The 22,585-nt window shown below is 71.5% G+C and carries 21 protein-coding genes; 15 read left to right on the top strand and 6 right to left on the bottom strand.

The window, feature by feature from the left end:
- Window positions 1–3: 3 nt before the first annotated feature.
- From IE231_RS14955 to menD, 4 genes are all read left to right on the top strand, one after another.
- A complete protein-coding gene (locus IE231_RS14955; RefSeq protein WP_189694786.1) occupies window positions 4–840 on the top strand; it encodes a M50 family metallopeptidase in 837 nt (278 codons plus the stop codon).
- Window positions 837–1,862: an o-succinylbenzoate synthase gene (locus IE231_RS14950; RefSeq protein WP_189694785.1), complete on the top strand. Its 1,026-nt coding sequence runs from the start codon at window positions 837–839 to the stop codon at window positions 1,860–1,862. The genes IE231_RS14955 and IE231_RS14950 overlap by 4 nt, the downstream gene beginning before the upstream one ends.
- Before the next feature lie 159 nt (window positions 1,863–2,021).
- Window positions 2,022–4,073: a PhoX family protein gene (locus IE231_RS14945; RefSeq protein WP_189694822.1), complete on the top strand. Its 2,052-nt coding sequence runs from the start codon at window positions 2,022–2,024 to the stop codon at window positions 4,071–4,073.
- 43 nt (window positions 4,074–4,116) lie between these two features.
- Complete coding sequence (gene menD, locus IE231_RS14940; RefSeq protein WP_189694784.1) at window positions 4,117–5,823, top strand: 2-succinyl-5-enolpyruvyl-6-hydroxy-3-cyclohexene-1-carboxylic-acid synthase; 1,707 nt, start codon at window positions 4,117–4,119, stop codon at window positions 5,821–5,823.
- Between the two features lie 143 nt (window positions 5,824–5,966).
- Here menD and IE231_RS14935 read toward each other — a convergent pair whose 3' ends face one another.
- The 4 genes from IE231_RS14935 to IE231_RS14920 form a co-directional block, all read right to left on the bottom strand.
- A complete protein-coding gene (locus tag IE231_RS14935; protein WP_189694783.1) occupies window positions 5,967–6,773 on the bottom strand; it encodes an amino acid ABC transporter ATP-binding protein in 807 nt (268 codons plus the stop codon).
- Window positions 6,770–7,771 carry an amino acid ABC transporter permease gene (locus tag IE231_RS14930; RefSeq protein WP_189694782.1) on the bottom strand — a complete coding sequence of 334 codons (1,002 nt, stop codon included), beginning with the start codon at window positions 7,769–7,771 and terminating at the stop codon, window positions 6,770–6,772. Before IE231_RS14930 ends, IE231_RS14935 begins: the two co-directional genes overlap by 4 nt.
- A 5-nt stretch (window positions 7,772–7,776) precedes the next feature.
- Window positions 7,777–8,721 carry an ABC transporter substrate-binding protein gene (locus IE231_RS14925; RefSeq protein WP_189694781.1) on the bottom strand — a complete coding sequence of 315 codons (945 nt, stop codon included), beginning with the start codon at window positions 8,719–8,721 and terminating at the stop codon, window positions 7,777–7,779.
- A gap of 203 nt (window positions 8,722–8,924) precedes the next feature.
- Window positions 8,925–10,256 carry an isochorismate synthase gene (locus IE231_RS14920; protein ID WP_189694780.1) on the bottom strand — a complete coding sequence of 444 codons (1,332 nt, stop codon included), beginning with the start codon at window positions 10,254–10,256 and terminating at the stop codon, window positions 8,925–8,927.
- 189 nt (window positions 10,257–10,445) lie between these two features.
- Here IE231_RS14920 and IE231_RS14915 point away from each other — a divergent pair, with 189 nt between their 5' ends.
- Genes IE231_RS14915 through IE231_RS14905 form a run of 3 tightly spaced genes read left to right on the top strand, consistent with a single transcriptional unit; the run spans window position 10,446 to window position 13,630 of the window.
- Entirely contained in the window at window positions 10,446–11,168 is a 723-nt protein-coding gene (locus IE231_RS14915) for a demethylmenaquinone methyltransferase (RefSeq protein ID WP_229867177.1), read from the top strand.
- Window positions 11,169–11,184: 16 nt separating this feature from the next.
- The gene (locus IE231_RS14910; RefSeq protein WP_189694778.1) at window positions 11,185–12,516 is read left to right on the top strand and encodes a geranylgeranyl reductase family protein; all 1,332 of its coding nucleotides are present in this window, start codon (window positions 11,185–11,187) and stop codon (window positions 12,514–12,516) included.
- A gap of 10 nt (window positions 12,517–12,526) precedes the next feature.
- Window positions 12,527–13,630: a polyprenyl synthetase family protein gene (locus IE231_RS14905; RefSeq protein ID WP_189694777.1), complete on the top strand. Its 1,104-nt coding sequence runs from the start codon at window positions 12,527–12,529 to the stop codon at window positions 13,628–13,630.
- 26 nt (window positions 13,631–13,656) lie between these two features.
- Here IE231_RS14905 and IE231_RS14900 read toward each other — a convergent pair whose 3' ends face one another.
- The gene (locus IE231_RS14900) at window positions 13,657–14,148 is read right to left on the bottom strand and encodes a hypothetical protein (RefSeq protein ID WP_189694776.1); all 492 of its coding nucleotides are present in this window, start codon (window positions 14,146–14,148) and stop codon (window positions 13,657–13,659) included.
- 232 nt (window positions 14,149–14,380) lie between these two features.
- On the opposite strand from IE231_RS14900, the gene IE231_RS14895 reads away from it, so the two are divergent.
- From IE231_RS14895 to IE231_RS18305, 4 genes are all read left to right on the top strand, one after another.
- Window positions 14,381–14,980: a hypothetical protein gene (locus IE231_RS14895; protein WP_189694775.1), complete on the top strand. Its 600-nt coding sequence runs from the start codon at window positions 14,381–14,383 to the stop codon at window positions 14,978–14,980.
- 179 nt (window positions 14,981–15,159) lie between these two features.
- Window positions 15,160–15,933, top strand: a complete 774-nt coding sequence (locus tag IE231_RS14890; RefSeq protein ID WP_189694774.1) for a hypothetical protein — start codon at window positions 15,160–15,162, stop codon at window positions 15,931–15,933.
- Between the two features lie 91 nt (window positions 15,934–16,024).
- Window positions 16,025–16,801, top strand: coding sequence for a class F sortase (locus IE231_RS18475; protein ID WP_189694773.1), 777 nt, complete (start codon window positions 16,025–16,027; stop codon window positions 16,799–16,801).
- Window positions 16,802–16,839: 38 nt separating this feature from the next.
- Window positions 16,840–17,283, top strand: coding sequence for a cupredoxin domain-containing protein (locus IE231_RS18305; protein WP_201896862.1), 444 nt, complete (start codon window positions 16,840–16,842; stop codon window positions 17,281–17,283).
- Between the two features lie 194 nt (window positions 17,284–17,477).
- On the opposite strand, the gene IE231_RS14875 is transcribed toward IE231_RS18305, so the two are convergent.
- Window positions 17,478–17,912, bottom strand: a complete 435-nt coding sequence (locus tag IE231_RS14875) for an SMI1/KNR4 family protein (protein ID WP_189694772.1) — start codon at window positions 17,910–17,912, stop codon at window positions 17,478–17,480.
- Window positions 17,913–17,982: 70 nt separating this feature from the next.
- On the opposite strand from IE231_RS14875, the gene IE231_RS14870 reads away from it, so the two are divergent.
- The 4 genes from IE231_RS14870 (at window position 17,983) to IE231_RS14855 (ending at window position 22,571) form a co-directional block, all read left to right on the top strand.
- Window positions 17,983–18,693, top strand: a complete 711-nt coding sequence (locus tag IE231_RS14870) for a sirohydrochlorin chelatase (protein WP_189694771.1) — start codon at window positions 17,983–17,985, stop codon at window positions 18,691–18,693.
- On the top strand, window positions 18,690–19,892 hold the full coding sequence (locus IE231_RS14865; protein ID WP_229867095.1) for an MFS transporter: 1,203 nt from the start codon (window positions 18,690–18,692) through the stop codon (window positions 19,890–19,892). Before IE231_RS14870 ends, IE231_RS14865 begins: the two co-directional genes overlap by 4 nt.
- Before the next feature lie 223 nt (window positions 19,893–20,115).
- Window positions 20,116–21,864 carry a nitrite/sulfite reductase gene (locus IE231_RS14860; RefSeq protein WP_189694770.1) on the top strand — a complete coding sequence of 583 codons (1,749 nt, stop codon included), beginning with the start codon at window positions 20,116–20,118 and terminating at the stop codon, window positions 21,862–21,864.
- The gene (locus IE231_RS14855) at window positions 21,861–22,571 is read left to right on the top strand and encodes a phosphoadenylyl-sulfate reductase (protein WP_229867090.1); all 711 of its coding nucleotides are present in this window, start codon (window positions 21,861–21,863) and stop codon (window positions 22,569–22,571) included. The genes IE231_RS14860 and IE231_RS14855 overlap by 4 nt, the downstream gene beginning before the upstream one ends.
- Window positions 22,572–22,585 lie beyond the last annotated feature (14 nt).

Below are 22,585 nucleotides of genomic sequence, written 5' to 3'. Positions count from 1 at the left end.
GTCATGAGCGCACCGGCCCAGGCCATTCGGCCCAGCGCCGGCGCCCAGTCAGGGGCCTGGGACTCCCTCCCAGCGGCCTCCACTACCCTCGGAGGCGTGGTGCAGCAGTGGTGGGAGACGTTCGTCGGCGCGTTCGTGCAGGGTTTCTCCCGCACCGGACCCCTTGCCGTGCCGCCCTCGGAGCTCGCCCTCGTGCTCGGCGTGGCGGCCGCCCTGTGCGTCGTACCGGTGCTCTGGCGGTTCTTCGGACGGTTCGTCACGATCGTGCACGAGCTCGGACATGCGTTCGCGGGGCTCGCGACCGGCATGCGCGTCACGGGCATCACGCTCCGGTTCGACCAGGGCGGCACCACGCACGGCGTAGGCCGGGGGAGGGCCGTCTGGTTCGGATTCTGGGGCTACCCCTCGCCTGCGGTCGTCGGCGCAGTCCTCGTGTGGGCCTCCGCGGAGGGCTGGGGACGGGCCGCGCTCTCCGTGTCGGTAGTGCTGCTCGCGCTGGTGTTCCTGTTCATCCGCAACCTCGCCGGGGTCCTCATCCTGGCGGGCGCCTTGGCGGCGGTGGTGGCAGTGGTCGTGGCCGTGCCGCCGGACGTCCAGGGCCACCTCACGCTCGCGGTGGGCCTCGCGCTCGTGCTCGGGGCGGCCCGCGACTGGTGGAACGTCGTGACCGTCCACACAGGCCGGCGGCACGAGCTCGGCAGCTCGGACGCCTACATCCTGGCCCACAAGACGGGCGTGCCCTCGGCCGTGTGGCTCTTCGCATTCGCGGCCGTCATCGTGCTCGCGGGCGTCGCCTCGTGGGCTGCGCTCGCCGGTGCCGTGCGTACAGTGGGCGCATGACCACCGACCCGGCCACGGCGCTGCCGGACCTGTCCGAACTGGAGGCGGGCGCCGCCGTCGTGCGCCTGCCGATGACCGTCAAGTTCCGCGGAGTGACCGAGCGGGAAGCGCTGCTGCTGCGCGGCCCGGAGGGGTGGGGCGAGTTCTCGCCGTTCCTCGAGTACGGCGACGCCGAGGCGTCCCGTTGGCTCGCGTCCGGGATCGAGGCGGCGTGGCAGGGGTTCCCCGAGCCGCTGCGCGCCCGGGTGCCGGTGAATGCGACGGTGCCCGCCGTCCCCGCCGGCCAGGTGCGTGACGTGCTTGCAGCGTTCGGGCCCGTGCAGGCCGTCAAGGTCAAGGTGGCGGAGCGCGGGCAGGCCCTCGCGGATGACATCGCACGCGTCGCTGCTGTCCGCGATGCCCTGCCGGAGGCGGACCTCCGGGTCGACGCGAACGCCGGATGGACCGTGCCCGAGGCCGTCGAGGCGCTCACCCGGCTCGGCGAGTTCAGCCTCGAGTACGCCGAGCAGCCGGTGCCTGGGATCAACGGGCTCGCTGAGGTCCGTGCGCTGCTCGAGGCCCGTGGCACCCCGGTGAAGATCGCCGCGGACGAGGCCGTCCGCAAGGCCGAGGATCCGCTCCGCGTGGCACGCGCCCGCGCTGCAGACCTCATCGTCGTCAAGGCCGCGCCGCTCGGCGGGGTCCGCCGGGCGCTCCGGATCGTCCAGGAGGCGGGGCTGCCCGCGGTCGTGAGCTCCGCGCTCGACACGTCGGTGGGCCTCGCGGCCGGGGTCGCGCTCGCGGCCGCGCTCCCGTCGCTGCCGCACGCCTGCGGGCTGGGCACCGGCGCGCTGCTCGCGCACGACGTCGTGCGGCCGCCTCTGGTGCCCGAGCGCGGCTCCCTGCCGGCCGACTCGCTCGGGGAGCGCGCCACCCCGGATCCTGAGCTCCTTGAGCGGTTCGCCGCGCCCGAGGACCGGCGCGGATGGTGGCTCGAGCGGCTGCGCCGCTGCCACGCGGTCCTCGCAGCGACGCGCGTCTGACGCCCGGGGACAGGTTCTGGCGCGCCAAATCCTCATTAACCTTGGGTTAACCTCAAAATAGTCTGTGATTACTCTGGGAATGTTCGGCTGGACGAGCACCCTGTCCATGAACCCCCGGAGGTCACTTCCGTGTCCGAATCCCGCCGCCCGTTCCTGCCAATGCTCGGCCACGTCCGCGGCAAGCGCAGTGCCGTCACCTGCGCCCTCAAGTGCGGCAACGCCTGCCTCGGAGACGTGTGCAACGACTCGGAGAACAACTACTTCCGCGACATCGTCGAAGGCCAGATCTCGCGCCGCTCGGCACTCGGCCTCGGCCTCGCCGGAGCCCTCACGCTCGCCTTCACGGGCGGCGAGAAGGCCCAGGCCGCCGGCCTTTCCCAGGCCGTCAAGAGCGCAGCACCCTCCAAGCTCGACTTCACGCCCATCTCGCCCGTGAACTACACGGTCGACGAGTTCACGGTCCCCGCCGGCTTCTCGTGGCGGCCGATCATCCGCTGGGGCGACCCGCTGTTCCACGACGCGCCCGCGTTCGACGGCGCGAACCAGACCCCGGAGGCGCAGGCCCGCCAGTTCGGCTACAACAACGACTTCTCGGCCATCATCGAGCTCGAGGGTTCGCAGGGCCGAAAGGCCATGCTGTTCGCGAACCACGAGTACACGAACAACAACATCATGTTCTCCGACGCCGAGATGGCTGCTGACCCGGCCCGTATCCGGGCGATCGCCCGCGCCGCCCACGGCCTCACCGTCGTCGAGCTCGAGCGGAAGAACAAGAACGCTGCCTGGGCGTACGTCAAGGGCGCGCCGCGCAACCGCCGCTTCCTCCTCGACACCCCGTACGAGCTCACCGGCCCCGCCGCCGGCTCGGCGCTGCTGCGGACCAACGACGATCCCTCCGGCCGCCGCGTCCTCGGAACCCTCGGCAACTGCGCTGGCGGCGTGACCCCGTGGGGCACCATCCTCTCCGGCGAGGAGAACTTCAACGGGTTCTTCCGTGCTACCGGCACCTCGGCCCAGGACAAGCGCTACGGCCTCGCCGACAAGCCCACCGGCAACGGCTGGGAGCTCGACGATCCCCGCTTCGACACCCGCACCCCCGGGTACGAGAACGAGGCCAACCGCTTCGGCTGGATCGTCGAGGTCGATCCGCTCGACCCGACGTCCACACCGAAGAAGCACACGATGCTGGGCCGCCTCAAGCACGAGGGCGCGAACGTCCATGTCGCCGCCAACGGCAGGGTCGTGGCCTACACGGGCGACGACGAGCGCTTCGACTACCTGTACAAGTTCGTCTCCCGCGACGCGTACCGTGCCGGGGGCACGGCGGCCGACCGCGAGCACAACAAGACGCTCCTCTCCGCGGGCAGCCTCTATGTCGCCAAGTTCGAGGGCAGCTCGCCGGCCGCTGAGGTCGACGGCACGGGTGCTCTTCCGGCCGACGGCGCGTTCGACGGCGTGGGCCAGTGGCTCCCGCTCGTCCTCGACGGGAAGTCGGCGGTCGCAGGCATGAGCACCGAGGAGGTCCTCGTCTACACGCGCCTGGCCGCGGACAAGGCCGGCGCCACCAAGATGGACCGCTGCGAGGACGTCGAGCCCAATCCGATCACGGGCAAGGTCTACGTCGCCTGCACGAACAACTCGAACCGCGGCAAGGCCGGCTACGCGGGCGTCGACGAGGTCAACCCGCGGGCGCTCAACCGCGATGGCCACATCGTGGAGATCACCGAGGATGGCGGCGACCAGACCGCCACGGCCTTCACGTGGAACCTGCTCATGCTGTGCGGCGACCACACCCAGGGCGACACGGTCTACTTCTCGGGCTTCCCGAAGGAGCAGGTGTCCCCGATCTCCTGCCCGGACAACCTCGCGTTCGATTCCAAGGGCAACCTCTGGATCTCGACTGACGGCGCCCCGAGCGGCATCGGCTACAACGACGGACTCTTCAAGGTGACCCTCGACGGCGCCGAGCGGGGCAAGGTCGAGCAGTTCCTGTCCGTGCCGCGCGACGCGGAGACCTGCGGCCCGATCGTCAACGACGAGGACCGCCACGTCTTCGTCTCAGTCCAGCACCCGGGCGAGGAGGGCTCGTTCGCGGCCCCGAACTCGTACTTCCCGGACTACGTCCCCACGGGCACCGCGGCGGGCACCGGGCAGTTCGCGGGCCCGCGGCCGGCGGTCGTCCAGATCCTGCCGACGGCACACGCCAAGTAGCCCCGGGCCTGAACAGGCCGAAGGCAGTGCCTACGATGGGAACGTGAGTGCCCTCAGTTCCCTCGACGCCGCCCGCGAAGCAGTCAACGAGCTGCTCGCGGGCGGCGTCCGTTGCGTCGTCGTGTGCCCCGGGTCCCGCAGCGCGCCGCTCGCCTACGCCCTCGCCGAGGCCGAGGGCCGCGGCCACCTCGAGCTCGTGGTCCGCATCGACGAGCGGGCGGGCGGCTTCACGGCGCTCGGCGCGGCCCTCTCCTCGGGACGCCCGACGGCGGTCGTCACCACGAGCGGCTCGGCGGTCGGGAACCTCGTGCCCGCCGTGATGGAGGCCAACCACGCGGAGGTACCGCTCGTCGTGCTCTCCGCGGACCGCCCCGAGGAGCTCCACGGCACGGGCGCGAACCAGACCACGGACCAGTTCGACCTCTTCGGCGAGCACGTGCGGTTCGCCGCGAGCGTCGAGGCAGGCGCGTCGCCGTCGTCCTCCGTCCGCACCGCGCTCTCCGCCGCGACCGGCGCGCTCGACGGCGTGCCCGCCGGGCCGGTCCAGCTGAACCTGTGCTTCCGCGAGCCGCTCGCGCCCGACGAGGGGTGGGAGCCGCCCCTGGGCGGCTGGGACGCACCGCCCGTCCAGCCGTACGCATACCGCCGGCCACCCGTGGGTGCCCTGGGCGGCCTGCCGCCCCGACGCAGCGTGGTGCTCGCCGGGCACGGCGCGGGCCCGCTCGCGGAGGCCTTCGCCGCCGCCCACGGCCTGCCCCTGTTCGCGGAGCCCAGCTCGAACGCCCGGTTCGGCGGCCACGCTGTGGGCCCGTACCGCCTCCTGCTCGACATCGCACCCGGGGACCGGATCGAACGGGTCGTCCTGTTCGGGCGCCCCACCCTGTCCCGCCCGGTCACCCAGCTGCTGGCCCGCGAGGGCGTCCAGACCGCGCTCTACCACGCACGCCCCGCCGCCTGGTTCCGCGAGGGGAGGCGCCGCGAGCGGCTCATCGACGACCTCGACGTGCTCTCCGACTTCGCCGGCCGCGGCGCCGAAGGCTGGCTCGACGCGTGGCTGCTCGCCGGCGCCGCCGCCCAGGAAGCCGTGGACCGGACACTCGCCGGCACCGGGACGCTCACCGGCCCGCGCCTCGCGCAGCTCGTGTGGGAGAACGCCCGGGGGCAGCTCATGCTGGGCTCGTCGAATGGCATCCGGGACGTGGACTTCGCGGCCGCCCCCGCCCCGCAGCCCGCGGCGCGCGTCTTCGCCAACCGCGGCCTCTCGGGCATCGACGGCACCGTCTCCACCGCCAGCGGACTGTGGCTCGGCCGCCGCATCGAGACCACGGCGTTCCTCGGTGACGTGACCCTCCTGCACGACGCGGGCGGGCTCCTCCTCGGCGAGGGCGAAGCGGAGCCCGAGCTGCGCGTCGTCGTGCTCAACGATGCCGGGGGAGCCATCTTCGGCCTCCTCGAGCACGGCCGCGTGGGGGGCGAGCCGGGGCGCCCCGGTGCGGCAGTCGCCGTCGAGCGTCTCTTCGGCACCCCGCACCGCGCCGACCTGCGGGCGCTCGCCGCGGCGTACGGGGTGCGGCACACGCTCGTGCGCACGACGGCGGAGGCTGCCGACGCGCTCTCGGCCCCCCGTCGCGCCGGGCGCGAGATCATCGAGGCGCGGGTGGACCGCAGCGGGCTGAGGGCGCTGCACGAGAGGATCAAGGCCGCCGTAGCCGATTCGCTGGCGCCCCAGGACCGGCTCGGGTACAACTGATTCGCGCAGGGAAGTGACCCCTCAACCGGGAAGTGACCCCCCAACAGGGAAGTGACCCCTCAACCGGGAAGTGACCCCTGAACAGGGAAGTGACCCCCCAACCTGGGTTGAGGGGTCACTTCCCGTGAGGGGCGCGGTAGCGGTCAGAGCACCTTGCTGAGGAAGGCCTGAGTCCGTTCGTGCTGCGGGTTGGCGATGACCTCGCGGGGGTTGCCCGACTCGACCACCACGCCGCCGTCCATGAAGGTCAGCGTGTCGCCGACCTCGCGGGCGAACCCGATCTCGTGGGTCACCACGATCATGGTCATGCCGGAGGCCGCAAGGTCCTTCATGACGTTGAGCACGTCCCCGACCAGCTCCGGGTCGAGAGCGGACGTGGGCTCGTCGAACAGCATGAGCTCGGGCTCCATCGCCAAAGCCCGTGCGATCGCGACGCGCTGCTGCTGGCCGCCGGAGAGCTGCGCCGGGTAGTGGCCCGCCCGGTCGGACAGCCCCACCTGGTCCAGGAGCTCGAGCGCGCGCTTCTTCGCCACGGCCTTGTTCTGGCCCTTGACCTGGACCGGCGCCTCGATGACGTTCTCGAGGGCGGTCTTGTGGCCGAAGAGGTTGAACCGCTGGAAGACCATGCCGATGTTGCGGCGCTGGCGCGCGACCTCCTTGACCGTGAGCTCATGCAGCTTGCCGGCGTGCTCCCGGTAGCCGATGAGCTCGCCGTCGACGCGGATGCGCCCGGCACTGATCGTCTCGAGGTGGTTGATGCAGCGCAGGAGCGTGGACTTGCCGGACCCCGAGGGGCCGATCAGGACGGCCACCTCGCCGTTCTTGACCGTCATATCGATCCCGCGCAGCACATGGTGCTGGCCGAAGTACTTGTGGACGCCCTCGATCCTCACGAGGTCCTTGGCTCCGGGGGAGACGTGGTGCGTCCCCTGGGTTGCTGGTGCGCTCATCGCCCGCTCTCCTCGATCTCGTTCCCGGCCACGGTGGGACCGCCCGGCATCGTCCTGCCAGCCGGGCCGAGGCCAGCCGCGGCAGCCTTGGCAGCGGCCGCGTTGACCGGAGCCTGGACGAGGTTGTCCACGCCCTTGCCGTAGTGCTTCTCGATGTAGTGCTGGCCGACCATGAGGATGCTCGTGACGAGCAGGTACCAGAAGGCCGCGACGATGAGGAGCGGGATGGGCAGGTAGGTACGGTTGGCCAGCGTGTTGGTCACGAAGGTCAGGTCCAGGGTGAACGGCACGGCCAGCACCAGCGAGGTGGTCTTGAGCATGCCGATGGTCTCGTTCCCGGTCGGGGGCACGATCACACGCATCGCCTGCGGCAGGATGATCCGCCACATGATCTTCTGCCGGCGCATGCCCAAGGCCTCGGCGGCCTCCATCTGGCCTTTGTCCACCGACTTCAGGCCCGCGCGGAAGATCTCCGCGAGATAGGCCGACTCGTTCAGGCCCAGGCCCAGCACAGCAGCCCAGAAGGCGGTGAGCAGGTCCTGGGTGGTGAAGGAGAACAGCTCCGGGCCGAACGGCACCCCGACGCTGAGCTTGGGGTACAGGACGGAGACCAGGCCCCAGAAGATGAGCTGCGTGTACACCGGGGTGCCGCGGAAGAACCACACCCAGAACCACGAGGACCAGCGGAAGATCGGGTTGTCCGACTGCCGCATGAAGGCCAGGAGGATGGCGAGGACGATCGCCAGCACCATCGACAGGACCGTCAGCAGCAGCGTCCAGCCCACGCCGCGCACCACGTTCACGTCCAGGACGTAGAGGGCGAAGGTGTCCCAGTGGAAGTTCGGGTTCGTGGCCAGGCTCTGGATCACGAGGGCCACGACGATGAGGATGGCGGCGGCGCCGACCCAGCGCCAGGGGTGGCGCACCGGAACCGCCTTGATCAGGTCCGGTGTGCCGCCCTTGACGGACTCTGGGGCTTCGGCTCGATGCGTTGTCATGGCAGTCACGAGGAAGGCGTGGGGTTGACTTCAGACTTGGTGATGGCGCCCTCGGAGTTGTTCCACGTGTCGAGGATCTTCTTGTAGGTGCCGTCGGCCATGAGCTTGGTCATGACCTTCTGGATCAGGTCGGCGAACGCGGTGTCGCTCTTGGCGACCGCGATGCCCTGCGGCGCGGCGTCGTACGTGTCGCCGATCTTCTCGACCGCGCCGTTGGTCTGCTGGATCGCGTAGCCGATGATCGGGGAGTCGGCGGCCATCGCGTCGAGGCTGCCGTTCACGAGGCGGGTATTGAGGTCCGTCTGCGCCTTGAGGGAGACGATCTCGATCGGCTTCTTGCCGTCCTTCACGCACTTGTCATTGCGGTCCTTGAGGTCCGGGTCCTCCTGGACGGTGCCGGTCTGGACGCCGATGGTCTTGCCGCAGACGTCGTCGAGCGAGAACTTCTTCGGGTTGCCCTTCTGGACGGCCCAGGCGGTGCCGGCGTTGAAGTAGCTGACGAAGTTGACGGCCTGGAGGCGCTCCTTGTTGATCGTGAAGGAGCTGATGCCGAGGTCGTACTTCGGGCCCAGTGCGGGAAGGATGCCGGTGAAGTCCGCGGTCTGGACGTCCGTCTTGAGGCCGAGCGTCTGGCCGATGGCCTTGGCGATGTCGACGTCGTAGCCCATCGGGGTGTGGTTGTCCGCGCCGCCGAGGAACTCGGCAGGGGCGTAGCTCGTATCGGAGCCGACCACGAGCGTGCCCTTGGACTTGATCGCGGCGGGGACCTGCGACGCGAGCGAATCGTCCTTGGCCACGGTGCTCGGGTCGAAGGAGGCTGTCGAGGACGACGAGCCCGAGGGCTTCGCCCCGCCGCCGGTCTCGGAGGCGTTGGTGCAGGCCGTGAGGGCCAGGGCACCGACGGCGAGGACGGCTGCGCCCTTGGCCGCGAGCTTCGCGGAGAAAGTCATATCTCTACCTTTACTTCTCAGGTACGGGTCCGGAGTGCTAATGCGACGTCCCATCGTACCCCTCGCGGAGCGTGATGAGATGTGCATCACAGGCAACTAATGTTTCACCATTGGACAACACGGGCGGCGGCGAATCAAGCCGCGACGCGAAGCGAGTTTCCGGAATCCCAGACGCGAGTGAGGTTCGTCACGGGCCGGGAGGGTCAGCGCTCGATGCCCAGAGCCTCGAGCATGGGCCGGAACTTGGCCCACGTCTCCGCCAGTTCCGACGCCGGATCCGAGGCTTCCACGATCCCGCACCCCGCGTAGAGGCGCATCTCGGTCGCAGACTCCAGGACGCCGCCGCGCAGGGCGATGCCCCACTCGCCGTTGCCAGCGGCGTCAAGCCACCCGACCGGCCCCGCATACGGCCCCCGGTCCAGGCCCTCGAGCTCCCGGATGAGGGCGCCCGCCACCGAGGTCGGCGTGCCGCACACGGCTGCGGTGGGGTGGAGTGCGTTGATGAGGGCGAGCGAGGTGGGCACGTGCCCCTCGACGTCGGCCAGCTCCGCCCGCACGTCCGAGGCGAGGTGGAAGACGTTGGGCAGCTCGAGGATGAAGGGCTCGTCGTGGGCGTTCATGGCCTCCGAGAAAGGCTCGAGCGCCGTCGTGAGCGACTGGATCGCGATCTCGTGCTCGTGCCGCTGCTTCGGCGACCCCGCCAGGACCCGCTCGGCGTACTCGAGGCCCTTGCCGTCGGCCTCCCGACGGTCCAGCGTGCCCGCGAGGACGCGCGCCTGCGCGGTCCGGCCGGCCACTTGGATCAGCATCTCCGGTGTCGCCCCGACCAGGCCGTCGACCCCGTACACCCACGTGTCGCCGTAGGCGCTCGTGAGCCGTCGCAGCACCCCGCCGCGGTCGATCCCGCGCGCGTCCTCCACGACGATGTCCCGCGCGAGCACGAGCTTCTCGAGCTCGCCCGCCGCGATCCGACGTACCCCGGCGGCCACCGCGTCCATCCACCGCTGCTCGCCGAGGGCTCCCAGCCCGAGGCGCACCGGGCCCGGCGCCGCAGGGGCGGCACCCGCCGTCGTGCGCGTCCCCTCACCCGAGCCGAGCGTGCGCACGACGGCGCGGCGCACCTCCTCGGGGGTGGGGACGATGCCGTCACCGCGGGCCAGGGTGGCCCAGGCGCGCCCGTCGCGGACGCCGACCACGAGCTCCGGGACCACGAGGCGCGAGGCGTAGGGAGACGTCTTGGAGAAGGCGAAGCTGCCGAAGGCGAGGAGCCCCGTCCCCGGATGCTCGACCTCGTCCCGGATCTCGGCCTCGAGGACCAGCTGCTTCCACCAGTCCTCAGCCTCGATGAAGCGGTCCGGGCCGCTCGTGGTGAAGCGGGCCACCTCGCCGAAGCCCACCTGCCCCTCGCCGCGGCGGATCCAGCACTGCGCGTCCGGAACGGAGAGGGCTGAGGCCAGACCTGCGGTGCCCGGATCCGTGGCGCCCAGATCGGCTGCGCCCAGATCCACAGTGAGCGCACGCAAGGGATGCTTCATGATGGGTCAAGAGTACTCAAGTGCGGCAGCGGCGCGGGCTGGCCCGTAGGAGAGGCTACGGAAGCGCCTCCCGAGCGGACGAACAGTGCCCAAGGTCCTGCTCCGGTTCCGAAGTTTGGCAGAATGGGCCGGGTGAGCACCGCAGGCAAGAGGGCATCCCTCGAGAAGCGGCCCGATGAGGTCGCCACCATGTTCGACGAAGTCGCGCCCCGGTACGACGTCATGAACGACCTCCTCTCGCTCGGGCAGACCCGGCGCTGGCGGAAGGTGGTGCTCGAGGCGGTCGACGCCGCGCCCGGCCAGCGGGTGCTCGACCTCGCCGCCGGGACCGGCACCTCCTCGGAGCCCTACGCGGACGCCGGCGTGGACATCGTGGCCTGCGACTTCTCCCTCGGCATGCTGCGGGTGGGCAAGCGCCGACGCCCGGACATCGACTTCATCGCCGGGGACGCGACCCGGCTGCCGTTCGCGGACAACTCGTTCGACGCCGTGACCATCAGCTTCGGCCTGCGCAACGTCAACGAGCCCAAGAAGGCCCTCGCGGAGATGCTGCGGGTGGCCAAGCCCGGCGGCCGGCTCGTGATCGCAGAATTCTCCACCCCCACGAACCCGCTCTGGCGCACCATGTACATCGAGTACCTCATGCGCGCCCTGCCGGAGGTCGCCCGCCGTGCCTCGTCCAACCCCGACGCCTACGTGTACCTCGCCGAGTCGATCCGTGCGTGGCCGGACCAGGACCACCTTGCGGCGTGGCTCACGGAGGCCGGCTGGACGGACGTGACCTACCGGAACCTCTCCGGCGGCATCGTCGCCGTCCACCGGGCGCACAAGGCCGCCGCACCCGCCCACCACGCGTCGGAGGGCATGCTGCCGGCCAAGCTGCGCCGCGCCCGCCGCTCCGCCGCCCGCTGACGGCGAGTCCGGTCTCGTGGAGGTCCTCATCATCGGTGCCGGCCCAGCCGGCTCCACCGCAGCGCACTACCTGGCCCGCTCCGGCGTTCCCGTCACGGTCCTCGAGAAGACCCGCTTCCCCAGGGAGAAGGTCTGCGGGGACGGACTGACGCCGCGCGCCGTCCGGGAGATCCAGCTCCTGGGCCTCCCCCACAACGCCGAGGAGGGCTGGCGCCGCAACCGCGGCCTGCGCCTGATCGCCGGCGGCCGGACCCTCGAGCTGCCGTGGCCCGACCTGGAGGGGTTCCCGCACTATGGACTCGTGCGCACGCGCCTCGGCTTCGACGAGGCGCTCGCGGAGCACGCCCGCTCGGCCGGCGCGCAGATCCTCGAGGGGCACGCCGTCACCGAGGTGGTGACGGACGACGGCGGGCGCGTGGTGGGTGCCCGCGCCCAGCTCCTCGACGAGTCGGGCAGGAAGACCGGCGAGACGCGCGAGTTCCGCGCCGACGTCGTGCTCGCCGCGGACGGCAACTCGACGCGCGCCGCCGTGTCCCGCGGGCTGGCCAAGCGCGACGACCGGCCGCTCGGCGTCGCGTACCGCACGTACTTCACGAGTCCTCGGCACGAGGACGACTGGATGGAGGGCTGGCTCGAGCTCCCCGGCGCCGACGGCAAGCCGCTGCCCGGCTACGGCTGGGTGTTCGGCGTCGGCGACGGGACCTGCAACGTGGGCCTCGGCATCCTCAACTCCTCGAAGGAGTTCGGCAGGCTCGACTACCGGCAGGTGCTGCGCGAGTGGACCGCCGCCATGCCGGGGGAGTGGGGCTTCACGGAGGCCAACCAAGTGGGCCCGATCCGCGGCGCAGCCCTCCCCATGGGCTTCAACCGCACCCCGCACGTGGTCCCCGGCATGGCCCTCCTCGGCGATGCCGGCGGCATGGTCAGCCCGTTCAACGGCGAGGGCATCTCGTACGCGATGGAGTCCGGCCGCTACGCCGCCCAGTACCTCGTCGACGCTGCAGCCGCCCAGCGCGCGGCGGGCAGGACGCGGCCGGAGGAGGCCGACGTCGACCGCCGCCTTGCCGCCTACGCGGACCGGGTGCGGCGCGAGTGGGGCAGCCACTTCACGCTTGGACGTGCGTTCGCCGGCCTGATCGGGCACCCCGCCGTGATGCGCGCCGCGCTCACCACCGGGATGCCGGTGCCGCCGCTCATGAAGTTCGTGGTGCGGCTCCTCGCCAACCTCACCGACCGGCCCGGCACCACCCTGCCGGACGCCGCGATCCGGGTCCTCGAGGGCCTCGTCCCCGCCACCTCCAACACCCTCCCACCCCGCACGGCGCCCGCAGCGCGCCCGGAAAGCTAGGCTTGACCCCGTGACTGAATCTGCAGACAGCCGCTGGACGCGCGCGGGGCACGGCCGCCCCGCGTCCGACGAGCCGCCCGCGACCACCACGGCCATCGCCGTCGGTATGCAGCTGCCGGCCGGCTTCGCCGCCATCGCGGAGGACGCCGACCTCGGCCCTGCGATCACCACGAGCATGGCGCGCGTCGAGAAGGTGCTCCGCGAGGCGATCTCCAACTCGGACCCGCTGGCCGATGCCACGAGCAGGCACCTCATGGAGGCCGGCGGCAAGCGCGTGCGGCCCCTGCTGACCATCCTCGCCTCGCATCTGGGCGACCCGGACCGCGCCGAGGTGCTGCAGGCCGCCGCGGTCGTGGAGCTGACACACCTCGCCACGCTCTACCACGACGACGTGATGGACTCCGCGCCCTACCGCCGCGGCGCCCCGACTGCGCACGAGGTGTGGGGTAACACTGTGGCGATCCTCGCCGGTGACCTCATCTTCGCCCGAGCCTCGATCCTCGTTTCCGACCTGGGCGGCCGCGCCCTGGCCATCCAGGCGCGAACCTTCGAGCGGCTCTGCCTCGGCCAGCTGCACGAGACCGTCGGCCCGAGCGAGGGTGAGGACCCGCTCGCGCACTACATCTCGGTGCTCTCCGACAAGACCGGCTCGCTCATCGCCGCCTCGGGCCAGTTCGGCGTCATCTTCTCCGGCGCGCCTGCCGAGTACGAGTCCGTGCTGGTGGACTACGGCGAGAAGGTCGGCGTCGCGTTCCAGCTCGCCGACGACGTCATCGACGTGACCGGCGGAAAGGTCACGTCCGGCAAGGTGGCCGGAACGGACCTGCGCGAGGGCGTGCCGACCCTGCCCGTGCTGCTGCTGCGGCGCGCCGCGGCCGACGGCGATGCCTCCGCCGAGCGCGTCCTCGCCCTCGTGGACGGCGACCTCTCGAGCGACGACGCCCTGGCCGCCGCCGTGGAGGCCATCTCCTCCCATCCCGTGACCGACCAGTCGTGGGCGGTGGCGCGCGAGTGGGCGGACGCTGCCAAGGCCTCCCTCGCGCCCCTGCCCGAGGGAGTGGTCAAGGACTCCCTGGCGGCCTTCGCCGACGCGGTGGTGGACCGCAAGGCCTGAGCCCGCCCCCCGACGCCATACCCGCCTCACGCGGCAGAAGGCGAGGCCATTGCAGGGGAACGCTGCGCTGCCCATCGCTCGGCGAGGCGGTTCGCTGCCAGAGCCACGAGGACGGTGAGCAACGCCGCGGCCATGTGCGCGACGATCAGCAGGTGTGGGTCGAAGGCGAGCGCCGAGCCGCCGGGGGCCGATACCGAGCCGGAAGAGGGCACACCGTGGGCGTGCACGTGTCCCGTCGAGGGCAGGAGCGGGGCGTTCGGGCCCGCCAGGGCCGTGAAGAGCAGGTGGAGAACCTGTTGGAGCGCTCCGCTGCCGATGCCGACGGCCCATGGCGGGAGCTGGACGCGCCCGGCGGCGGCCGCGAGCAGGCTCACCATCACCGTCAGGGCGAGCACGACCGTCACGGGGGGCGCTGCGCCGCCGGCGACCATGTGCGCGCCGAGGCCGAGCCCGACCGCGGCCGGCCCCACCGAGAGCGCGGCCGCCGCGGCCCTCTTCCTCGCCCGGCATGGTTCCATGTGGTCTCTTCGGAATGGCCGGCCCCATGGATTGGAGCGCGGTCACCGCCGCCTGCTCGCGGGGGGTCTTGGGCTGGAAGAGTGCCCGGTGTCCAGTCCGTCCGCGCGTGTCCAGTCCGTCCGGGGGCCCGCTCCGAATACCAGGGGAGAAGGAGAACGACGGCGCTGCTCCGGGATGCGGATAGTGCATGAGGGACAAGGACGGGGAGGGGTTGTGAACATGGTGCGGGCGATGGGCGTGTTGATCGGCGCGGCGCTGATGTTGAGCGGGTGCGCCGCTGCCGGCAGCGCTCCCGGAGCCTCGCAGGTGGCTCAGGCAACCGCAGCACCGGCATCTGGTGGGCCATCCGCCTCGACGGCATCCGACCCGGCCGCTTCCGGCGGGACCAGCGGTGCGACAACGGGCCCGTCGCCGGCGGCGGCGATGGTGTGCGGGGACGAGATCAGGGCCAGGATCGCCCAGATCCTGGCCCTTGGCGCTGCCCCGGTTCCCTCCTCGACGTGGACGGGCGGCCTCTATACGTGCACCTACCGCCTCCCGCAGGGAGATCTGGTGCTCTCGGTTCAGGAGTCCGCCGAGCCGGCAACTGCGCGAACCGATGCCCAAGCAGCAGTCGCGGCCCTGCCCGGCGCCGCACCGATCGAGGGGCTGGCCAATCTCGGCCTGCCCGGCTACCAGGCCCCGGCGGGGAGGGTGTCATTCGCGAAGGACACCTTCGCCCTCACTGTGGATGCCACCGCCTTGCGTGAGCCTGTCGGCCCGCACGGCATCTCCCGCGGCTCGCTCGCGTACCAGGTCGCCACCGACGTGCTGGCCTGCTGGAGCGAGTGAGAACCGCTCAGCAGGGGGCCGGTCGCTCGCCAGGGGGTGGCCCTTCGGCATCTTTCCTGCGCCGCAGACCAATCCGTGATCGCGAGCACACCGAATGCTCCTGTGCCGGACAGTTCCTGGGCCCGGCGACCGGCGCCGTCCGAAGCGGGCGGCGCGACAACGAGGACGAAGGAAACACCATGAAGAAGTCAGCCTTCCTGATCGCCCCGGCCCTCGCGTTCGGCGCGATGGCCCTTTCCACGGCCCCGGCAATGGCAGCGGACAGCACCACCTACCAGGCGAATCTGGCGTCCATCAACGGCTCGAATGCCTCGGGCACGGCGATGATCACCCTGAACGGGAACCAGGCGACGGTGACCGAGAAGGTCTCCGGCCTCGCCGCGACCTTCGACGGCAAGCCGTACCCGCACGTGCAGCACATCCACATCGGCGCCAAGGGCACCTGCCCCGGCCCGGGCGCGGACACCAGCGGCGACGGGGTGATCAGCACCACCGAGGGTGCCCCGTTCTACGGTGGCATTGGCGCGACCCTGTCCACGAGCGGGGACACGAGCCCCGCCGCGGGCACTGACCTGGCGGTGGCGGGGATGGGATCCTCCTACACCTACCAGCGCACCATCACGCTGGACTCGAAAACCGTGGCGGCGCTGAAGTCGGGGACCGCCGTCGTCGTCGTGCACGGACTGGACCCGGCGACTCTGCCCGCCGCGGCGCAGAAGGAGCCCAGCGACCTGGTTCCGTCGCTCCCGCTGGCGGCGACCTCGCCGGCGCTGTGCGGCACCCTCATGGCAATGCCCGCCGGTGCACCCGGGACCGGCATCACAGCCCCGGCCCAGCAGCAGGGACTCGACGCGGGCATGGTCGCGGTCGGTGCCGGGCTCCTGGCAGCAGCCGCTGCCGGTGCAGGCGGAGCCTACGCGCTGCGCCGCCGGGCCGCCGTTGCCAAGGCCTGACGCTGCCGGGCCTGAGTAGGCCCTGCTGGCCGCATCGCCATGACGGAGGCGGGGTCGGGCAAGGGGCCCGAACGGAGGAAAGGGACCTGACATGACGGGAGCAGACCGACGCGCAGGCGGCCGCGGGTGGGCCGTTCTGGCGGCCTTCGCCGCGATGCTGCTGGTCGCCGGGCTAGCAGTGCTCGGCCTCGGGCTGGCCCGCGGCACCCCCGCCGCGGGCCAGCCCTCCGCCCCGTCCCCGCCTGCGGTCGCGGGCCCGGCATCACCTACGGGCCCGGCATCCCCCACAGGCCTGGCCTCCCCGGCGGGCCCTGACGCTCCGTCGGAGGCCCCGAGCCCGGAGGGGACGCCCGCCCCCGCTAGACCGTCGCCAGCTGCGGCGCCGTCGTCGGGGCCGGTGCTGCCGGCCTCGGCGCCGGTGCGGCTCCTGGCGCCCTCGATCGGGGTGGACACGCCACTGATCCAGCTGGGCCTCCAGTCCGACGGCGAGGTCGCCGTTCCCCCGGGAGCCCCCGGATCCCCGGCCGGCTGGTACACCGGCTCCGTTGACCCCGGCACGGCGGGCTCCGCCGTCATCCTCGGCCACGTGAACGCCATCGGGACGCCGATCGGGGTCTTCTACCGCCTCCACGAGCTCGCCCCCGGCGCCGAGGTCACCGTGGTCCGCGCCGACCGCATCGCCGCCGTGTTCGCCGTCGACAGGGTCGACATCTACCACAAGGCCGCCTTCCCGACTGTCGAGGTCTACCGCAACGCGGACCGGGCCGAGGTCCGGCTGATCACCTGCGGCGGCTACGACCCCGCCACCGGTGAGTACTTGGACAACACCGTCGTCTACGCCCACCTCGTCTCCAGCCACCCCGCCTGACCCTGCGGGGCCGGACCCATCTTCGAAGGGACACCACCATGGATCTCCTCCCCGCACGCGGCCGCCGTCTGGCCGCCGCGGCCCTCCTGGCCGGAGCGGCCGCCCTGGGCACGGCGGCCTGCACCGCCGCCGTCAGCGACGCCGGGCGCGACGCTGGCCACGCATCACGCGTCCCAGCGCCGGCCAGCATGGCACCGGGGATGGCCATGGGCGCCACCCCCAGCACCGACAGCGCCAGCCACGTGACGGTCCACATCACCGGCTCGGCATACTCCGACCCCGGCCCCGTCACGCCCGGCGCCGTCGTGACTGTGATGAATATGGACTCCCGCCCCCACACCGTCACGGCGGACGACGGCTCCTTCGACAGCGTCGCCCAGCCGGGCCAGTCCGTGTCCTTCACCGCCCCCATGCGGCCAGGCACCTACCCCTACCACTGCCGGTACCACTCAGACATGCACAGTGCACTGAGCGTCAGATGAGCGCTGCCCGGGTCGCGGCGTCGGGAGGTGACCCTCGGCCGTAGGGAAGGCCGTTAAAGGCGGTGGCCCCGGGACTCGGCTATCGCCGATTCCCGGGGCCGTTTTCCGTTCGCACCCGGATTCACTGGAGGCTAAGAAGTGAACCCATCACCAGCGTATGACAGATCTGTAAAAAGTCCAGTGATAGACGTAAATCAGTTTGCAGGCTCTTCGTCGTCCTCGCTGAACACCCACTCGAACATGTCAAAGGTGAACTCCGAGAAGGTCCCGTCCTCGGAGACCCACTCGCCTCGCGCGTTGTTCTTGCGGTAGACGATCGGGTCGGGGACCCGCAGGTCGCCGGCGCGGAAGCCCCAGGTGAACTGCTCGTCCTCGTCCTCGAGGAACATGAGGAAGCCCTCGTCGTCGACCTCAAGCTCCTCGGGGTCCCAGAAGTAGTGGTAGGCCTCCATGAGCTCGGATCCGCCGAGGGCGAGGTAGAACTCGCGCAGCGCCTGGGGGATCGTGAACGCGTGCTCCTCGAGGGCCTCGTCGAGCTCGGCCTCCGAGATGCCGTCTGCGGGCTGCCATGGATCCTCGAGGTATTTGGGGACAAGCGCGCGGAACCGGTCCAGGAACATCTCGTTCATAGGTTTCATCCTAGTCTGGGCGGACCCGCGGGTTTCCGTCGCGTGAACGGGCGGGCGGTACTCTCGGCTCATGACCCAGGACATCCTCGTGGCCTGTGCCCACGGAACGAGCAGCGGTGAGGGGCGGGGCGCCGTCCTCGCGCTCGTCGACCAGATCAGGGCCATCCGTCCGGGCCTCACCGTGCTGGACGCGTACGTGGATGTCCACGGTCCCGAGCTGCCCGACGTCGTGGCGGGCCTTCCCGCGGGGGCGAGGGCCGTCGTCGTGCCTCTCCTGCTCAGCGTCGGCTACCACGTCAAGGTGGACATCGCGCGGGCCGTGCGGTCGCGGCCGGAGACGCTTGCGGCGGCGCCGCTGGGACCGGACGAGCGACTCGCCGACCTGCTCGCGGCGCGCCTCGGTGAGGCGGGGCTGGGACCGGAGGACGCCGTCGTGCTCGCCGCAGCCGGCTCCTCCAACCCGCAGGCCGCCCAGGACGTCGAGGCCCTCGCCGACATGCTCCGCCACCGCATTCCCCACCGCATCGTGCCGGGCTACGGCGCCAGCGCCTCGCCGACGGTGCCCGAGGCCGTCGCGGAGCTGCGCGCCGAGGAGGCCCGGCCGGGAGCTGCGGACGACGCCGTGCGCGTCCTCATCGCCTCCTACCTCCTCGCGCCGGGGTACTTCCACGACCAGCTCGCCAAGGCGGGGGCGGACGCCGTCACCGCCCCCCTGCTGCCCGCGCCGGTCATCGCGCAGATCGCCCTGGACCGCTTCGACGCCGCCCTCGCCCGCGCGTGAGCGAGGTCGGGAAGCCGCGCGTCGGCCTGCTCGTGGTCCTGGCCGCGGCCATGGGGGTGGGGCCGCTGCTCAACTACGGCCTGAGCGCGATGAGCCCGCTGGTGATCGCGAGCCTGGGGATGAGCCAGTCGCAGTTCGGCCTCCTCGCGGGGGCGGTGTTCGCGTCTGCCGCGGTGAGCAGCTTCTCGCTGGGCAGGCTCAGCGACCGTGCCACGACACGCACGCAGCTGGTGCTGATCTTCGGCGGCACGGCCCTGGCCCTTGTCATCGCTGCGCTCGCGCACGCGTTCTGGGTGCTCCTCGTGGCGGTCATCCTCGCTGGCCCGGCGCAGTCCATCTCCAACCCGACCACCAACCGCGTGATCGTCACCCGTGTGCCGCCGCGGATGCGGCCGGGCTGGATCGGTGTGAAGCAGTCCGGGGTGCAGGCGAGCCAGCTGTTCTCGGGCCTGTTCTTCCCTGCGGCGGCGCTGTGGCTCGGCTGGCAGGGGGCGTTCGGTGTCGCTGCCGTCATCGCGCTGGGGCTGCTCGTGTACGGGTTCGCGCAGGTCCCGTCTGAGACCCCGGTGCCGCGGGCCGCCGAGGAGAACCGCTCGGGCGGCCCGCTGCCGTTCTCGGTGTGGCTCTTCGCGGGATTCGCCTTCTTCTCGGGCCTCGGCATGCAGGCCACGAACGTGTACCTGCCGCTCTACACGGTGCGGGAGCTGGACTTCCCCCTCGTGCTCGCTGGCGCGGCCGCAGGCGTCTCCGGGATCGTGGGGGTGTCCTCGCGCATCCTCTGGGGGCGCCGGATGGCGCGCGGTGCCCGGCCGTCCGGCCTGCTCTTCGCGCTTGCCCTCGGCGCGGTGGTGGGCGTGCTGTGCCTCATGGGAGCGGGAGTGTGGCACCAGCCAGCCCTCATTTGGATCGGGGTGGCTCTGCACGGGGCGACCGTCCTGGGCGCCAACGTCATCACCAACGCGGCCACCCTCGTGGTTGTCCCCGCGGACAGGATCGGCGTGGCCTCCGGCGTGCTCGCGGCCGGGATGTACACGGGGTTCTCGCTCGGGCCCCTGATCATGGGCGTCCTCGCCGACGCCACGGGCTCGTACGACGCCGGGTGGCTCACCGTGGGCGCCGGCTACCTGGTCTGCGCGGGGCTGGCCCTGTGGCTGCGCCGCTACGGGGCACGCCGGCCCTGGACCTCGTTCGGCGCCTGACCCGGTGCAGCGCCGGCCGTCACGCGAAATGTTGATCTGAGCAGGGTGCAGTGCGCTTTCATCCTGCTCAACTCAACATTTCGCGGGACGGCGCGCACGAGCGCGGGAGCGGGAGTCAAGGGACCCGCCCGAGATGACCGCGAGTGCGACGAAATGCGTCGTTCGGTGACCCCTCGTTGCAGGCCCATGGAGTGGCCGCCGCGCGGTCCGTACCCTCGAACGCATGACCGAGACAGCCACCCGCCCCCGCACGGAGGCCAGGACCCCCAAGCCGCGCGCCGCGAAGCCCAACGGCCAGTGGAAGGTGGACGGCACCGCCCCGCTGAACTCCAACGAGGTGTGGAAGCAGGAGGACGGCGGCCTCAGCGTCCGCGAGCGGATCGAGACGGTCTACGCCGCGGGCGGCTTCGACTCGATCGACCCGACCGACCTCCACGGTCGCTTCCGCTGGTGGGGCCTCTACACCCAGCGCAAGCCAGGGATCGACGGCGGCAAGACCGCCACCCTTGAGCCGCACGAGCTCGAGGACCGCTACTTCATGATGCGGGTGCGGATCGACGGCGGGGCGCTCACCACGGAGCAGCTCCGGGTGATCGGCGGCATCTCCCGCGACTTCGCCCGCGGCACGGCGGACATCACGGACCGCCAGAACATCCAGCTGCACTGGGTGGAGATCGAGAACGTTCCGGAGATCTGGCGCCGCCTCGAGTCCGTGGGCCTGCGCACCACCGAGGCGTGCGGCGACGTGCCGCGCGTGATCCTCGGCTCCCCGGTGGCCGGCATCGCCGCCGACGAGATCCTCGACCCCACCCCTGCCATCCGCGAGATCGCGGACCGCTACATCGGCGACGAGAGCTTCGCGAACCTGCCGCGCAAGTACAAGACGGCGATCACGGGCCACCCCTCCCAGGACGTCGTGCACGAGATCAACGACTTCGCGCTCATCGGCGTGGTCCACCCCGAGCTCGGGCCCGGCTACGACCTGTGGGTGGGCGGTGGCCTCTCGACGTCGGCGCACCTCTCCGTCCGGCTCGGCGCCTTCGTGGAGCCCTCGCGCGCGGCCGAGGTGTGGGTCGGCGTCACGAGCATCTTCCGCGACTACGGCTACCGCCGCCTGCGCAACCGCGCACGCCTGAAGTACCTCGTGGCCGACTGGGGCGCCGAGAAGTTCCGGCACGTCCTCGAGACCGAGTACCTCGAGACGCCCCTGCCCGACGGCCCCGCCGCCGAGAAGCCCACCACTCCGGGCGACCACGTGGGCGTGCACCGCCAGAAGGACGGCCGCTTCTACATCGGCGCGACGCCGACCGTGGGCCGCGTCTCCGGCGAGACCCTCCTGAAGCTGGCTGACCTCATCGAGGCCCACGGCTCGGCGCGGCTGCGCACCACCCCGCACCAGAAGATCGTGGTGCTGGACGTCGAGCAGGACCGCGTCGACTCGCTCGTCGCCGGGCTCGAGGAACTCGGCCTCTACGCGAACCCGAGCCCGTGGCGCCGCTCCACGATCGCGTGCACCGGCATCGAGTTCTGCAAGCTCGCCATCGTGGACACGAAGGACACCGCGACCGCTGCGATCGCCGAGCTCGAGAAGCGGTTCCCCGCCGAGACTTCGGAGGGCGCCGCGAACGACGACGTGAATCGTCTGCTGCGCCCGCTCTCGCTGCACATCAACGGGTGCCCCAACTCGTGCGCCCGGATCCAGACGGCGGACATCGGCCTCAAGGGCCAGCTCCTGCCCGACGGCGACGGCGGCCAGACCCCCGGCTTCCAGGTCCACCTCGGCGGCGGCCTCGCCTCCGATTCACGCGAGGAGGCCGGTACCGGACGGACCGTGCGCGGCCTCAAGGTCACGGTCGAGGACCTGCCCGACTATGTCGAGCGTGTCACGCGCCGCTACCTCGCCGACCGCACCGGCGAGGAGCAGACCTTCGCCGAATGGGCGCACGCCGCCGACGAGGAGGCCCTCCAGTGAGCCCCGCCAAGCGGCCGACAGCCGAGCTGAAGGCGCTCGCCGAGGCTGGCGCGGTCGAACTCGGCTGGGACGCCTCCGCCGAGGAGGTGATCGGCTGGGTGGCGAGGAACTTCGCGGTGGATGCCGCCGCCGTCGCCTGCTCGATGGCCGACGCCGTGCTGCCCGCCCTGGTTGCCGACCAGCTCCCCGGCGTCGACGTCCTCTTCCTCGACACCGGCTACCACTTCCCGGAGACCTACACGACCCGCAACGAGGTCGCCGAGAACCTGCGCGTGAACATCGTCGACGTGACGCCGAGGCAGACCGTCGCGGAGCAGGATGCCGCCGAGGGCAAGGACCTCTTTGCCCGCGATCCCGGGCGCTGCTGTGGGCTGCGCAAGGTCGAGCCGCTGCAGCGGTCGCTGGCCCGGTACGAGCTGTGGTTCACGGGGGTGCGCCGCGACGAGGCGCCGACCCGCACCAACACGCCGCTCGTGGTCTGGGACGAGAAGAACGGCCTCGTCAAGGTCAACCCCGTCGCGCCGTGGTCCTTCGACCAGCTTGTGCAGTACTCCGAGGACAACCTCCTGCCCGTCAATCCCCTCCTTGCCCAGGGCTACCCCTCCATCGGCTGTGCGCCGTGTACGCGCCCCGTCGCCCCAGGAGAGGACCCCCGAGCCGGGCGCTGGTCCGGCACCGACAAGACAGAATGCGGACTCCACGTATGAGCACTCGAGTTGAA

This window comes from Sinomonas cellulolyticus (genome assembly GCF_014656475.1).
Lineage (GTDB): Bacteria > Actinomycetota > Actinomycetes > Actinomycetales > Micrococcaceae > Sinomonas > Sinomonas cellulolyticus.
This window is presented reverse-complemented; position numbering and strand designations above follow the sequence as displayed.